The organism is Patescibacteria group bacterium, from assembly GCA_041661505.1.
Classification (GTDB): domain Bacteria; phylum Patescibacteriota; class Patescibacteriia; order Patescibacteriales; family JBAZCA01; genus JBAZCA01.
Genome location: JBAZUF010000002.1, coordinates 39512 through 53000, shown reverse-complemented (window position 1 = coordinate 53000; position 13489 = coordinate 39512). Strand labels below are relative to the sequence as shown.

The following is a 13489-nucleotide window of genomic DNA, read 5'->3' as shown; positions in this document are numbered from 1 at the left end:
TTAAAAAAGTTTTATCAAATATGTATTAACCCCACCAAACCTCTTTGGCGCGGAATTTCGTTTTTCGGGTGCCGAAATACTCCTGGCAAACCGCCTGGATCTTTTCTTTGTCATAGGGCTTGCAGGAAAAGACGTCGATTAATGCTTCGTTATGCTGGGTAAAGGTGTGGATGGAGATATGGGAAAAATCAATGATGGCCAAAGCAGAAAGTCCCGGATTATGCTCGGCGCCGTCAGCGATAATCGGTCCTTCTAAGATGCTCATGTCCGCCACCTCCGCGATTTTTTCAACAAAGTCGCGCAAGATTTTACGGTCGCCGATTTTTTCATTGCAATTTTCCATGTCGAAAATGTTGTGGAATCTTTTTACGTTCATAGGTTTTATTTATTTCTAATTGACTCTTTGGCTAAAATTAAATAGAATAAGTTTAATGAGTATGCTTAACTATATTATATAAGCAAATTATCGGGTTATGCAAATGTAAGCATAAATATTATTAATGATAAGCGCGAATATGAAAAAAGAACTGCCAAAAAATTATAACCCGGCTGAATATGAGGATAAGATTTATGACAAATGGGAAAAGTCGGGATTTTTTAATCCGGACAACCTGGAAGGCGAGCCCTATTCGATCATGATGCCGCCGCCAAACGTTACCGGCGTTTTGCATTTAGGGCACGCTTTGGAAAATTCGTTAATGGACGTTGAAGCGCGCTATCAAAGAATGCGCGGCAAAAAGGTTTTACTGCTTCCCGGAACAGATCACGCGGCCCTGCCAACCCAAGCCAAAGTGGAAAAATTATTATGGGAGAAAGGCATAAAGAATCCAAGGCAAGAGCTGGGGCGGGAAAAATTGGTGGACGAGATTAGAAAATTTGCCGAAGAATCAAAGGCCACCATCTTGAGCCAAATTAGAAAAATGGGCACTTCCTGCGACTGGTCGCGATTGGCCTATACATTTGATGAAGCGCGCAATCTGGCGGTGAATACAGTTTTTACCAAGATGTTTAACGATGGTTTGATCTATCGGGGAAAAAGGATCGTGAACTGGGACGCTAAATTACAGACAACAATTTCTGACGATGAAATTGTCTGGCATGAAGAAAGCGCGCCTTTTTATTATCTCCAATACGGCCCCTTTACTATCGCGACTGCCCGGCCGGAAACCAAGTTCGGCGATAAATACGTAGTCATGCATCCGGACGACAAGCGCTACAAAAAATATAAGCATGGCGAAAAGTTCGAATGCGAATGGATAAACGGCAAGGTGACGGCTACGGTAATAAAAGATGAGGCAATTGATAAGGAATTTGGCACCGGCGTGATGACTATCACTCCTTATCATGATATGACCGACTTTGAAATTGCCGAAAGGCATAAATTACCCGGCGAACAGATTATTGATTTTAATGGAAAGCTTTTGCCAGTGGCCGGAGAGTTCGCGGGAATGGAAATTTTGATAGCCCGGCCGAAAATTGTTGAAAAACTTAAAGCCAAAGGGTTGCTCGTTAAGGTGGAAGATGATTACATTCATAGAGTAGCCAAGGGCGACCGCAGTAATGGATTAGTTGAACCGCAAATAAAAGAGCAGTGGTTTGTTGATGTTAATAAGAAAATACCCGGAAAGAAAAAAAGTTTGAAAGAGCTGATGCGCGAAGCAACCACTACGGGTTTAGACGGAAAAAAAGATCAGCTGGTAAGAATAACGCCGGATCGGTTTCAGAAAATATATTTAAACTGGATTGATAATCTGCGCGACTGGTGCATTTCCCGGCAAATTTGGTGGGGGCACCGGATACCGGTTTGGTATAAAGGAAGTGAAGTTTATGCCGGATTGGAAGCGCCGAAAGGTGAAATGTGGAAACAAGACGAAGATACTTTAGATACCTGGTTTTCCTCGGCTCTTTGGACATTTTCCACATTAGGATGGCCTAAAAAAACTGATGACATGAAAACTTTTCATCCATCAAACTGGATGCAGATGGGGCATGAAATATTATTTTTTTGGATGGCCCGGATGATTTTAATGTCCACCTATGTTTTAGATGAAATTCCGTTTAAAGATGTGTACATTCATGGCATGCTCCGGGACGAAAAAGGCAAGAAATTTTCCAAATCGGCCGGGAACAATATTGATCCCTTGGATGTCATAAAAGAATTCGGCACCGACGCTTTGCGCTTGAGCTTACTTTTAGGAATTTCGCCGGGAAGCGATTCGCGTTATTATGAAGAAAAAATAATTGGCGCCCGGAATTTTATAACCAAGCTTTGGAATATTTCCCGCTATATTGAAATGAGCCGGAAAGATGGAAATAGCGAAAAATTAGAAGAAGGTAGCCTTGAGGATGAAGCTATTTTAACGAAGTTAAGGAAGCTGGTAAAAGAAGTAACCGAGGATATGGAAAATTACCGCTTTGCCCAGGCCGGAGAAAAACTGCGCGAGTTCACCTGGTTTGAGTTTGCCGACTGGTACGTTGAAGTCGTAAAAGCCAAGAACAGGACCGGAATGATTGATTTGGTTTTTGGGACGATTTTAAAGCTTTGGCACCCTTTTATTCCGTTCGTTACTGAAGTAATTTACGAAGGCTATTTTAGCGGTCTCGATACGAAGAAAAAAGAGGATTTGTTGATAGTCCAGGATTGGCCGAATGTCGATGATATCGCGTCCAAGGATTATAAAAAGGCGGAAAAGCAATATGATTTAGTAAAAGATATAATTTCCGCTATTAGAAACGCCCGATCGGAAAATAAGGTTGAGCCGTCAAAAAAAGTTAAAGCCGTGATTTACGCCGGAAGCAAGCTGGAGCTCGTAAAATCCCAGGAAGTGTTAATCAAAGGGCTTCGCACCGGGATTAATGAACTGGAGATTTTAAAAAGCGGCCCGGAGATAGAAAAGGCTATCCACGCGGCGGTCGGCGATATCGAAGTTTACTTAATCGGCGCGGTGGATGAGAAAAAAGAAAAGGAAAGGATTAAAAAAGAAGTGGAGCGTCTCCAAAAAATTATTTCCGGGATTGAAGGCCGGCTAAATAATGAAGAATTTGTCGCCAAAGCGCCGAAAGAAGTGGTGGAGAAAGAAAAGGAAAAATTGAAAAATCTAATGGCGGAAATGGGTAAGCTGGAGGGGTAGGGGATGAAAGCAAGGGTGGGCTTGACATGTGTATTACTAAATAGTAATATTAAATAGTAATACTAAAAATATGAGTGTATATTCAAAAAATTTAAGAATTTCGGCAATATTGCCGGCTTACTTGGTTGATGAAATAAGGAACATATCGTCGATGGAGAGCGTTCCCCAGAGTTCAATAATTAAGTGGGCGGTAGAGTGCTGGCTCAAGGAGAAATTGAAGAGAGACGCGAAAGCGTTGTCTCGAATGAAATTTGATGATTTGCCTTCGGAGGATGATTGGCTGGTTATTCAGAATGAAGTTTAAAAATTGATATATGTTAATAAAACAAGGAGATATTTTTATTGTTGATTTGAATCCTGTGAGAGGTCATGAACAAGCCGGCTTAAGACCGGTTTTAATTTTACAAAACAATATACTTAATAAGTATTTAAGTACGGTAATTATAGCTCCCATAACTTCTAATCTGGTGGCAAAAGATAAATTGGCCGCCTTTTACCTTGCGAAGGATATCTCAAGGCTATCTAAAGATTCGGTAATATTGCTATATCAGATAAAAACAATAGATAAGAGAAGACTTATGAACAAGATATCCTATTTGAGCGAAGAAATAGTCAAAGATATAAAAGCCCGGCTAAAGTACATCTTTTAACCGGGCTATTTTATAAGTGAAATTTTTATATAATAACACCAATATTTTTTTTCACCTTCCCTATGTTCCTTTTTGCGATCGGCGCTAATTTTTTTGCTCCAGCTTCTAAAACTTTTTTTACTTCCGCATCAGAAATAGCGCTATACTTAGTTTGAAAATCCATTAAAAACCGGACTACTATTTCCGCCAGGTCTTTTTTAAAGTCGCCGTAGCCTTTGCCGGCGTATTTCTTTTCAATATCTTTTGTGTCCATGCCTGCCAGTAAGGAATAAATAACCAATAGATTGGAAATCGCCGGTTTTTCTTCAATATCATGCTTAACCTCCGAACCCGAATCAGTAACCGCGCGCATGATTTTTTTCTTCGCTATTTCGGGCGCGTCGTTTAAAGCAATATAATTCATTTCGCTCGCCGCGCTTTTAGACATTTTCTTCGCGGGATCATCCAAGCCCATTATCAACGCCCCCTCTTTTCTTAAGACCAATTCAGGAATTTTAAAAGTTTCGCCGTAAGTTTGGTTAAACCGCCGGGCTAGAGTCCGGGTCAGCTCAAGATGCTGGGACTGGTCTTTCCCGACCGGCACGACGTCCGTGCCATATAGTAAAATGTCAGCGGCCATTAAAACCGGATAGTCATACAACCCGACGCTTACTGACTCTTCTTTCTTTCCGGCCTTGTCCTTAAACTGGGTCATTTTATTCATATCCGACATCCGGGCGGCGGCGCAATTTAATATCCACGCCAGCTCCGTATGTTCAGCTACGTCTGATTGCTTAAAAATCACTGATTTATTCGGATCAATGCCTGAAGCCATATAGACCTTGGCAATCTCTACAATGCGCTTGTTTAACTCTTCCGGATCCTGGCGAACAGTTATTGCGTGGTAATCCACCACGCAAAAAATGCAGTTATAGTTTTTCTGCATTTCAATAAACTGGGAGATCGCGCCGATATAATTGCCGATATGCAGACTGCCGGACGGCTGGATTCCGGAAAAAAGAGTCTTTTTCGAACTGCTCATGATGATGTTATAACAATGATTAATATTATGATTAATATTAGCAGTTATTTATTCAAAACTCAAGGCAGTTAATTATTAATCCTTTTTGCAACAAAATACCAATTCATTCGAAATGGCTTTGAATAGAACGATATTAATCGAAAGCAGGGAGATAAAAGATCCTCAACCTCTTTTTTATTTCTATGCTTGTGGTAAGGCTCTTCAGCGAAGTATTTGCTGGAAAAAGAAATTTTCCTTAGCTTCCATAGGATTGATTTGCCCGGTACCGAACCAACTAAAACCCCGTCTTTACTTAAAATCCTGCTAATTTCGTCCAGAACTTTTTCAGGGAATAAAAGATGCTCAAGCGTTTCACAGCAAATTACCGTGTTGAATTCTTCGTTATCAAAAGGCAGCCTTTCTTCGATATCATGGAGAACTAATTTTGCCCGAGGGGCGTATTTTTTGGTTTTTTCCAGATTGCGCGGATTTATGTCAACGCCGACTGACCCAGAAGGAAGATGGCGTAAAATTAGGCCGGTGCCGCAACCTAGGTCAAGAAAGCCTCGTTTGCCATATTTTTTTAATAGCCGCACGATTTCTTTTTCGCGGAAGCGATGGAAAAAAGTTTCCGGGCCTATAAATTTATCCGCGGCTTTTGTCCAGTCATAATCTTCTATACGCGAATAATATTTTTTTATATTTCTATTTGTAGCGCTCATATTGGCACCTTATTTTTATACAATCATCCGCCTACGGGCCGCATTATTATTTTTTAGCTATGCCGTAAATAGTTAATCCAAAAGGAAAGGTAAATTTATTCCGTATAAGAACAACTTCAAGGTTTAAAATTGAAAAAAGGAAGGAGTTAATAACCTTCGGGTAGCTAGCCATGTCGGAATTGAATTTCTTTTTCCCTAATAGCCTTACAAGAAATAAATTTTTTAGTATTCTAACCGCCGCTTCAAAAATAAAAAATATAAAATTCCAGTATCCAGTCTTATTTATAGTAAAACCAGCCGCTTTAACTTTGCCGCGTATTTCTTTTCGGCTATAACGCCGGTAATGTCCCAGGGCGAGATCATGAGAGCTATAGAGGGAGGGAAAAGCCGGAACCGTAAAAACGAGAAAACCGCCCTTTTTTAAAGAATTAAAAATATTTTTCAGCGCCTGCCCATCTTCTTTTAAGTGTTCCAATAGATCGAAGCAACACACGCAGTCATACTTGTCTTTTTCCAGGCAATGTTTTTCTATGTCGGCGCATAAAAGGGTTAAGCCGGGACGGGCTTCTATCCGATCCAGGGCTTCTTTACTTATATCCAGGGCAGAAACATCGCCGAAACGAAGAAGTTCATCGATCTCGAATCCAGTCCCGCAGCCAAGATCAAGAATTTTTGCATTTCCGGATTTATTGTCGATATTTCTTAAAAGAAAGGAGATAAGATTCAGCTTCGCCCGGTACCAAAAATTACTGTCACTGCCTTTTAGAGGAATATAATCCTTTAGATCCATAAATTTGTTCTATGAAAACTTAGTTATTTTTTTTCAGCTGTCTGATTCGCTTCTTTAACTTGATGAGGTTGATTACGAATTTAAATGTATCCCTTGCCAGGTTTATCTTACTCTTTCTATTATCGTAGCGGTTTTCCGACCACTCCACGGGAATCTCTTTTATCCTATATCCCAAAACGTTAGCAAAGATAATCAGTTCGGTATCAAAAAACCATTTTTCATCCTCCATAAAAGGATAGATTTTTTTAAAAATATCGCTCCGTATCGCCTTGAAACCGCACTGTAAATCGGAAAATTTATGTTTGCATGTTAAACGCGAAAGGAGATTGTATGTTTGAGAACTGCATTCACGGATGAGCGAGCGTTCGATTTTTGATTCACGGAGCAGTCTTGAACCGATAACCAGGTCGCTTTCTTTGTTAATGACGGGTAAAACCAAATCAATAATATTGTCCAGCGAGACGGCCAAATCAATGTCCATATATAAAACGATATCCGCGCTGGTTTTATTCCAGTAATTTTTAATTGCCTTCCCTTTTCCTTTCGCTAGCTCATTGACAATTTTAATCCTGGGAGAAACTAAATCCCTGCAGATTTCCTCCGATTTATCGCTGGATCCGTTATTTAAGATTACAATTTTCCAGTCAAAATCAAATTTTTTACTATGGCAAAATCGCAGTAAACGATTAATATTTTCTTTTAAAATCTTTTCTTCATTATATATTGGCAAGCAGAATTCAACTTTCATATTTTTAGCCCGAAATGCTATTTCCTTAAAATTGCTCTCCAGGGAGCAAACAATCCCTCCCGAATTATATGGCAGGATATTTTTGACTCGCCGCTCACCCGGTTTTTAAATATAATGGGAAATTCTCTAAAACTGGCGCTGGCTTTATAAAGCTCGTATTTCAATTCAATCTGGAAAGCATAGCCTGACGAACTGATTTTGCTAAGGTCGATTTGCCCTAATTTTTTTGCGTTAATGACATAAAATCCGGCGGTAAAATCGCGGATGGGCAGTCGGCAAATCAGGCGGCAATAAATATTGCCGGAACAGCTTAGGAACCTCCTCCAAGGCTCCCAGCCTTCCACTCCGCCGCCCGGAATATATCTTGAGCCTATAACCACATCGTATTTTTTGCTTTCCTTAATCATAGCCGGCAAGAATTTCGGATCATGGGAAAAATCCGCGTCCATCATGATGATTTTTCGGGCTTCAGGGTGATTCGAAAGAATGTTCTTAAAGCCCGCGAGATAAGCCCTGCCCAGACCTTGTTTTTTTTCGCGGTGAAGTAAAGAGACTTGCGGATAGCGCGAGGCCAGGTTTTTTACTAGGCGGCCGGTCCCGTCCGGAGAATTATCATCAACTACTAAAATATTTGCGTCTTCGATCAACTGAAAAAGCAAGGGGATTAATTGTGAAATATTATCCTTTTCGTTATAGGTGGGAATAATGATAAATATAGGCATGTTGGCCGGCTATCTTAAAAATAAATAATAGCTTATTCCGATAAAGGTGGTGATCATAATCAGAACGCCGCCGGCAAAGCTATTTTTCCGGCTATATGGAGCATACGCGGCGGCGAAGAAAATTAAAATCGTAAAATACCAGGGCATGAGCCAGTTAAAGAAAGTCAGTAAGAAAAAGAGGAAGGTAATTAGGGAATAGCCTATAATTTTTTCCAGGCTTTTTTCTTTAGTGAGGGCGAATTTAATTATTAATATTAAGTAGGCGGCGATAAATATTATCCGGCTTAAGGTTATGGCCGCAGAAGTGCCGCAGAATCCCAATGTGCTGAACATGGAGATTAACGGAGAAACTAAAAGAATAGATTCAAATTGGGAAATCCGATAGAAAGGGTGGATAAGGATCATTTCTCCTTCCCAGAAAGGAAAGTAAAAAAGAAACATTATAAATAAGGAAAAAGCGCCGATTAAAAGGAAAAAGAAAATTCTTTTTTTAGCCCCTTTAACGCGGGACAAAAGCCCTAATAAAATAAAGGGAGAAAATATAAGGCTGGTGATTTTAACAAAAAAGGAAAGTAATATCGCCGCCCAGGAAAGAAAATGTTTTGTCCGGGATAAATGAAAAGCCGCTAAGGCCGCCATGAGGAGGAAGATTATTATAATATCGTTATGGCCGTTTAGCGAAATTTCAAAAAGGATTAAAGGGTTCCAGCCGTAAAGGAGCAGGGCGGTTTTGTCTTTAAAAATTTTATGCATAAGCCAAAAAGTAAGGGCGTTGGCGGCGACAAAGAAAATTTTGAAGGATAGTAAAGTCAGAAGAAGGCTGTGTTTAAAGATTATCGTTAGAAGGCCGGTCAAATAAATAAATAGCGGGCCGTAGGGAGAAAGATGGGATGACCAGCGGTTGTTTATTACGGGGTAAAAATCGTCCATTTTAAATTGGCTGTAACTGGCCAAATAGGGATTGGCATGGTGGACGGAAAAAACCCTCGCCTGATAAATATAAGAATAAATGTCATTAGAGGTGATGGGCGGCACGAACAAGAGAGTTATATTAAAGAGGAAAAAGAAGAAAAAAATTATTTTTACGGGCGGCTGGACCTTTTCTATCTGTAGCCAGGAAAAAATGTACACCAAGAGGCTTAAAGGAAGCAGTAAAATCGCGTAATGAAAAAAAAATTCATTGGCAGTTACCAAGGTTTTTTCTCCCACCCGTTCCTTTAGCGGCCAGACAAAATAAAAAAATAAATAAGTAATTTCGCTAAATATTCCGCAGGCTATCAAAGGATATTTATTGCCTGACAAAAATCGCCGCCACGCTGTCATCATAAATTTGCTTCCAGTTTTTTGAACTTTTTAGAAACTCCAAGAGCTCATTTTTTCCGCCTTCGCCATCTTCTTTGATGGAAAAAAATTTCTTTTCCCAATAATTAAATTTATATTCATTTTCCTTCGGACGGATCAAAACCAGCCGGATATTATATTGGTCAAGCATCCCGGGAAGGTTCTTTTTCGAGTAGAATTTCAAATCCTCCTCCAAAAAACTATGGCCGTTAACGGGGTATTGGGGCAGGCGGCCGTCGATGAATATTTTTCTTTGGGGATAGGCCCAGATTAAATATCCGCCCCAGGCATAGTCATTAAAAATATTCAGGCTGTCGTACTGGGGATGGCTTTTTAGAAAATTGACCGCCGCGTAAGGATAGTCGCCGGAGAATTTTTTAAAAGGGTCCAAGGTAAAGTTGGTCCTTAAAAGAAGGCTTAGGCAGATGAGGATAAAAGTAAATATTAAGAAGGGGCGGGCAATCTTTGAACTGAAATTAAAAAAGTCGTCCTTCCCGTTTAAATCGAAAATTTTGCCGTAATTTTTTATAACCAAAGGAAAGGCGCTGATAAAAAATATTGGGAAATGCCTTTTGGATTTAAAGGAAAGGATCATGAAAAAAACAAGAAGGGAAAGCTCCCAAAGGCTGATTTTCTTTTTCCGGTTATTTTTGTCGATAAAAAATAAGATAATGCCGGCTAAGGAAAAAGATAAAAAAACAATTTGCCAATAGGCCAAAGGCAAATACCAGGAAGGAAGCCATTCGGTAATATGGGTCATGTAAAAAGTATCGCTATAGCCTTTTAAAAATTCATAAAGTTCGAGGCCGTAGGCGGTAACCATAGTCGCCAAAGCGTTTAGAACTATTATTCCCGAAAAAATAAAAATTTGATTTTTGGTTAAAGGCGATCCAAGCTCGAACGGGACAACCGCCTTCGAATCCTTAAAATAGGCTGCCAAAAATTTTTCAAAAATTTTTATTCCCAGCCAGAATACTAGAAGGAAAAGCCCTATCAAAAAGCTGGCGTGAGAGGAAGCCCAGAAATAAAATAAAGGGATTAGCCAAAATAATATCCGATAATTCCTTTTCTTCTCAAAATTGGAAAGTATGGAATATAAAAGCGCCAAGCACAAAATCCCGATCTCCTGCATCCGGACGCCAAGGTGGGGGGACATGGCGATTACTCCCATAGTTAAAAAAAGAACGGTCAGGAGGACATAGCCTGATTGGTCGCCCGCTTCGTCTTTTATCGATCTATGGACGATAAATAAGGTTAAGACTGCTAAAAGGGCAAAGAATAAATTTAAGCCAATATTAGATAAATTATGATAAATCCAATAAGCCGCTACGTTTAATAGCCATTCATGGTCTACCCAAGTTTTTCCTTCTAGGGTATAATTGTAATAGTTGAGATGCGGGACGTGCCCGTCGCGGATGATATCTTTACCGACTTTTAAGTGCCATCCCAAATCAGGGTCAAGGTAGGAAAAAGAATTGTTAAGAAGAAGGCAGAAAAGAAAGATATAAAAAAGCGCCCAGAAAACATTTTTAAAGGAAAATAGCTGGCTTATTTTTTTTGAGGCTGACGGCATGAAATTTTAACGAATAAGCGAGAGCCGGAATTAATTTTTATTGTAGCATAGATGGGCGCATTGCAATATAGAAGAGGGAATGGTAAAATTTACCAAAGGAAACTAAAACCGAACATAAGCGGCTTAAATATTATTTATATACTCTAAAAAGAGCTAAAAATTATGAGCAAATGGACTAAGAAAATAAGCATCGCCCTTTTTGTGATGCTTCTGGCCGTCACCTTGTTGCCGGTCGGGCCGGCCGCGGCGACGACAACTAATTTCGGCCTTGAATACGCCGGGAACCTTGGACTTCAAAACACCAACCCGAAGAACCTGATCGTTAATGTTATCCAGGTGGCCTTGGGGTTTCTTGGGCTGATAGCGGTAATAATCATCATAGTCGGCGGGTTTTATTGGATGACGGCTGGCGGCAATGATGAAAAAGTTACGACCGGAAGAAAATATATAGTTAACGGCATTATCGGCCTGGTAATAATTTTAGCGGCTTACGGAATTACTTCCTGGGTAATTACCACCTTAAACACCGAAGTTCTTACATAATGACGTTCATGTTAAAGGTTAAATTTATTAATTTATTAACAAAGAGATTCCTATTATCTTCTCTTTATCAAGGAAGGGGGTGAATTATGAAAAAAAATTTAGTAAAACTATTGATGATTGTATTTTTAATGCTACCGGTTCTTTCTTTAGCGGCTATGCCGGCCTTAGCAGCGACAGAAGCTAATACTCTTTTTGGGTTAAATACTGGCGAACAAATTGGTCTGGGCAACACCGGTCCGAAAGATATCATTGTTAATCTAGTCCAGGTGGCCTTGGGATTCTTAGGGATTATCGCCGTTATTATTATCTTGATCGGCGGATTCAAATGGATGACCGCCCAAGGGAACGACGATAAAGTCGCCGAAGCGCGAAAATTAATTCAGGCCGGAATAATCGGCTTGGTTATTATTTTAGCGGCCTGGGGAATTACTTACTGGGTTATTCAAACGATTTGGAACGTTACCTAGGTAAAACGGCCTCTTTAGCTTTTTTAAAGGGGCCGACTGCTTTGCGCATGATTAGTTCGTGCCTAAAGCAGTCTTTAGCCAAAATTTTTTGACTATGAAATTTAACCTCTCCATATCTAAATCAGCTTTACCGGCTCTGGTTTTCGTATTTTTCCTTTTTTCCCCGATTCAGTCTTTTTGGCTGGGGGCGGAAAAAGCCTCTGCTGACACTTATGCGAGTAATGCTATGACCGGCCTAAATACCACCGCCGACAATGCTTTTGGAACGGGTTATTCTTCCTCCCAGTCAAGCTTTAACATATATACCGCGGCCGGCAAGTATGTCGGGGTCGCCCTGACTTTTTTAGGGATTATATTTTTAGGGCTAATGATGTACGCCGGGGCCGCCTGGATGATGGCTCGGGGCAATGCCGAAGAATCAAAAAAAGCTATGTCTATGCTAAACGACGCCATGATTGGCCTTATTATCGTCCTCGGCGCCTACGCTTTAACGAAGTTTATCGGTAATATTCTTATCGCGAAGTAAATATATCAAATGAAATATTTATTACTATCCATTTTTATTTTATCAATTTGTTTTTCCGCGGTTTTACTCGCGAGCGCCCCTCGCCTTGAAGCGGCCGGAATTAATGATGCTTTTGACGCCAATTTAAAAAAATTCAATACCGGCGCGGGATTCAAAGAAGATACCGATAAAGACGCTTTATTCAAATATATCGGCAAAGCGGTTAATCTCATGATCGTCGCTTTAGGGATAATATTCCTTTGCCTCATAATTTACGGCGGCTTGGAATGGATGCAGGCGATGGGAAACGACGAAAAGGTAAAAAAGGCCCAGGATATAATGAGGAACGCGGTTATCGGACTGATTATCGCGGTCGGGGCGTACGCTTTGGCTAATTTCGCGACCACCGCTTTGGGATTTTTACTCGAATAGCTATGAAAATATTCAAGAATAAAAAGTTTTTCGCGGGGGTTATTCTTTTTGCTTTTTTCTTGTTCAACTTTTTGCTCATTTTCCCCAGCGCGTCTTTTGCTGAAACGGAAAGTACGAAAAATGTCCTGACCAATAAAATGAAGATAGTGGCGACTAACGCGGGTTATGCCGCGGTTACCAGCGATTCGCTAAAACAAATTTTTGGCGCCGCCATCAAAGCCTTTCTTTCCCTCCTTGGAATATTATTTTTGGTATATGTTATCTACGGCGGCTATAATTATTTGGTCGCCCATGGCGAAGAAGAGAGGATAAAAAAGTCGCTGGCGACAATCCGCCAGGCAATAATCGGATTATGCATTATCGTTGGCGCTTACGCGATCTGGTATTTTATATCCAGCTACTTGATTAAATAAAATGAAAAATTTTCTGTTAAAAATTTTATTCGCCTGCCTCATATTTTTTCCGTCCTCCTGCCTCGCCGCGTCCTTTCTTAATAGCAATTTAAGCGGAGATATAAAAAATTTCGCCCAAAATACTGCTACTTACGGAGGATATGAAACCGGCGGGACAGTAAGCATAGGTTCGGTAATCGCGGCGATCTTAACCGGGTTTTACGCGATTTTAGGCTTGATATTCGTTATTTTGATCGTTTTAGCCGGCTTCAAATATTTAAACGCCCGGGGTGACGAGAAGAAAACCCAGGAGGCCCTAGACCAAATCCGCCATGCGGTAATCGGACTGGTAATAATAGTCGCCGCATACGTAATTACCTATTTTGTTTTCTATTATCTTCCCTGGAGCGGAGGTGTAGGAAACCCTAGTGGAGGATAGTTAAATTAAAAAATTGTTCTCAAAGAAAAAAGGA

17 protein-coding genes are annotated in these 13489 nt (G+C 40.3%); 9 read left to right on the top strand and 8 right to left on the bottom strand.

Features of this window, described 5'->3' with window-relative positions:
- Window positions 1-25: 25 nt before the first annotated feature.
- Entirely contained in the window at window positions 26-376 is a 351-nt protein-coding gene (locus WC715_02600) for an S-adenosylmethionine decarboxylase (GenBank protein MFA6171325.1), read from the bottom strand.
- A gap of 139 nt (window positions 377-515) precedes the next feature.
- Here WC715_02600 and WC715_02595 point away from each other — a divergent pair, with 139 nt between their 5' ends.
- The 3 genes from WC715_02595 (at window position 516) to WC715_02585 (ending at window position 3781) form a co-directional block, all read left to right on the top strand.
- Window positions 516-3131, top strand: coding sequence for a valine--tRNA ligase (locus tag WC715_02595; GenBank protein MFA6171324.1), 2616 nt, complete (start codon window positions 516-518; stop codon window positions 3129-3131).
- A gap of 70 nt (window positions 3132-3201) precedes the next feature.
- Window positions 3202-3435: a hypothetical protein gene (locus tag WC715_02590; protein ID MFA6171323.1), complete on the top strand. Its 234-nt coding sequence runs from the start codon at window positions 3202-3204 to the stop codon at window positions 3433-3435.
- 10 nt (window positions 3436-3445) lie between these two features.
- Window positions 3446-3781, top strand: coding sequence for a type II toxin-antitoxin system PemK/MazF family toxin (locus WC715_02585; protein ID MFA6171322.1), 336 nt, complete (start codon window positions 3446-3448; stop codon window positions 3779-3781).
- 25 nt (window positions 3782-3806) lie between these two features.
- Here WC715_02585 and trpS read toward each other — a convergent pair whose 3' ends face one another.
- The 7 genes from trpS to WC715_02550 all read right to left on the bottom strand — a co-directional run bounded on the left by trpS (window position 3807) and on the right by WC715_02550 (window position 10677).
- Window positions 3807-4802 carry a tryptophan--tRNA ligase gene (gene trpS, locus WC715_02580; GenBank protein MFA6171321.1) on the bottom strand — a complete coding sequence of 332 codons (996 nt, stop codon included), beginning with the start codon at window positions 4800-4802 and terminating at the stop codon, window positions 3807-3809.
- A 68-nt stretch (window positions 4803-4870) separates the two neighbouring features.
- Complete coding sequence (locus WC715_02575) at window positions 4871-5503, bottom strand: class I SAM-dependent methyltransferase (protein ID MFA6171320.1); 633 nt, start codon at window positions 5501-5503, stop codon at window positions 4871-4873.
- Between the two features lie 46 nt (window positions 5504-5549).
- Window positions 5550-6293, bottom strand: a complete 744-nt coding sequence (locus tag WC715_02570) for a class I SAM-dependent methyltransferase (protein MFA6171319.1) — start codon at window positions 6291-6293, stop codon at window positions 5550-5552.
- 19 nt (window positions 6294-6312) lie between these two features.
- Window positions 6313-7041: a glycosyltransferase gene (locus WC715_02565; GenBank protein ID MFA6171318.1), complete on the bottom strand. Its 729-nt coding sequence runs from the start codon at window positions 7039-7041 to the stop codon at window positions 6313-6315.
- 17 nt (window positions 7042-7058) lie between these two features.
- Complete coding sequence (locus tag WC715_02560) at window positions 7059-7763, bottom strand: polyprenol monophosphomannose synthase (GenBank protein ID MFA6171317.1); 705 nt, start codon at window positions 7761-7763, stop codon at window positions 7059-7061.
- Between the two features lie 9 nt (window positions 7764-7772).
- A complete protein-coding gene (locus tag WC715_02555) occupies window positions 7773-9089 on the bottom strand; it encodes a hypothetical protein (protein MFA6171316.1) in 1317 nt (438 codons plus the stop codon).
- A complete protein-coding gene (locus tag WC715_02550; protein ID MFA6171315.1) occupies window positions 9052-10677 on the bottom strand; it encodes a hypothetical protein in 1626 nt (541 codons plus the stop codon). Before WC715_02550 ends, WC715_02555 begins: the two co-directional genes overlap by 38 nt.
- A gap of 162 nt (window positions 10678-10839) precedes the next feature.
- On the opposite strand from WC715_02550, the gene WC715_02545 reads away from it, so the two are divergent.
- The 6 genes from WC715_02545 to WC715_02520 all read left to right on the top strand — a co-directional run bounded on the left by WC715_02545 (window position 10840) and on the right by WC715_02520 (window position 13455).
- Window positions 10840-11220: a TrbC/VirB2 family protein gene (locus tag WC715_02545; protein ID MFA6171314.1), complete on the top strand. Its 381-nt coding sequence runs from the start codon at window positions 10840-10842 to the stop codon at window positions 11218-11220.
- Window positions 11221-11306: 86 nt separating this feature from the next.
- Window positions 11307-11687 (top strand): hypothetical protein, encoded by a 381-nt coding sequence (locus tag WC715_02540; protein MFA6171313.1) that lies wholly within the window; start codon window positions 11307-11309, stop codon window positions 11685-11687.
- 94 nt (window positions 11688-11781) lie between these two features.
- Window positions 11782-12213, top strand: a complete 432-nt coding sequence (locus WC715_02535; GenBank protein MFA6171312.1) for a hypothetical protein — start codon at window positions 11782-11784, stop codon at window positions 12211-12213.
- A 9-nt stretch (window positions 12214-12222) separates the two neighbouring features.
- Window positions 12223-12624: a hypothetical protein gene (locus WC715_02530; GenBank protein MFA6171311.1), complete on the top strand. Its 402-nt coding sequence runs from the start codon at window positions 12223-12225 to the stop codon at window positions 12622-12624.
- 2 nt (window positions 12625-12626) lie between these two features.
- The gene (locus WC715_02525; GenBank protein ID MFA6171310.1) at window positions 12627-13037 is read left to right on the top strand and encodes a hypothetical protein; all 411 of its coding nucleotides are present in this window, start codon (window positions 12627-12629) and stop codon (window positions 13035-13037) included.
- 1 nt (window position 13038) lies between these two features.
- A complete protein-coding gene (locus tag WC715_02520) occupies window positions 13039-13455 on the top strand; it encodes a pilin (protein ID MFA6171309.1) in 417 nt (138 codons plus the stop codon).
- Window positions 13456-13489 lie beyond the last annotated feature (34 nt).

Coding starts and splice junctions, on each gene's coding strand:
- WC715_02525 (MFA6171310.1), top strand. CDS start 12,627: ATGAAAATATTCAAGAATAAAAAGTTTTTCGCGGGGGTTATTCTTTTT.
- WC715_02600 (MFA6171325.1), bottom strand. CDS start 376: ATGAACGTAAAAAGATTCCACAACATTTTCGACATGGAAAATTGCAAT.
- trpS (MFA6171321.1), bottom strand. CDS start 4,802: ATGAGCAGTTCGAAAAAGACTCTTTTTTCCGGAATCCAGCCGTCCGGC.
- WC715_02540 (MFA6171313.1), top strand. CDS start 11,307: ATGAAAAAAAATTTAGTAAAACTATTGATGATTGTATTTTTAATGCTA.
- WC715_02560 (MFA6171317.1), bottom strand. CDS start 7,763: ATGCCTATATTTATCATTATTCCCACCTATAACGAAAAGGATAATATT.
- WC715_02585 (MFA6171322.1), top strand. CDS start 3,446: ATGTTAATAAAACAAGGAGATATTTTTATTGTTGATTTGAATCCTGTG.
- WC715_02535 (MFA6171312.1), top strand. CDS start 11,782: ATGAAATTTAACCTCTCCATATCTAAATCAGCTTTACCGGCTCTGGTT.
- WC715_02520 (MFA6171309.1), top strand. CDS start 13,039: ATGAAAAATTTTCTGTTAAAAATTTTATTCGCCTGCCTCATATTTTTT.
- WC715_02575 (MFA6171320.1), bottom strand. CDS start 5,503: ATGAGCGCTACAAATAGAAATATAAAAAAATATTATTCGCGTATAGAA.
- WC715_02595 (MFA6171324.1), top strand. CDS start 516: ATGAAAAAAGAACTGCCAAAAAATTATAACCCGGCTGAATATGAGGAT.
- WC715_02570 (MFA6171319.1), bottom strand. CDS start 6,293: ATGGATCTAAAGGATTATATTCCTCTAAAAGGCAGTGACAGTAATTTT.
- WC715_02555 (MFA6171316.1), bottom strand. CDS start 9,089: ATGATGACAGCGTGGCGGCGATTTTTGTCAGGCAATAAATATCCTTTG.
- WC715_02530 (MFA6171311.1), top strand. CDS start 12,223: ATGAAATATTTATTACTATCCATTTTTATTTTATCAATTTGTTTTTCC.
- WC715_02590 (MFA6171323.1), top strand. CDS start 3,202: ATGAGTGTATATTCAAAAAATTTAAGAATTTCGGCAATATTGCCGGCT.
- WC715_02545 (MFA6171314.1), top strand. CDS start 10,840: ATGAGCAAATGGACTAAGAAAATAAGCATCGCCCTTTTTGTGATGCTT.
- WC715_02565 (MFA6171318.1), bottom strand. CDS start 7,041: ATGAAAGTTGAATTCTGCTTGCCAATATATAATGAAGAAAAGATTTTA.
- WC715_02550 (MFA6171315.1), bottom strand. CDS start 10,677: ATGCCGTCAGCCTCAAAAAAAATAAGCCAGCTATTTTCCTTTAAAAAT.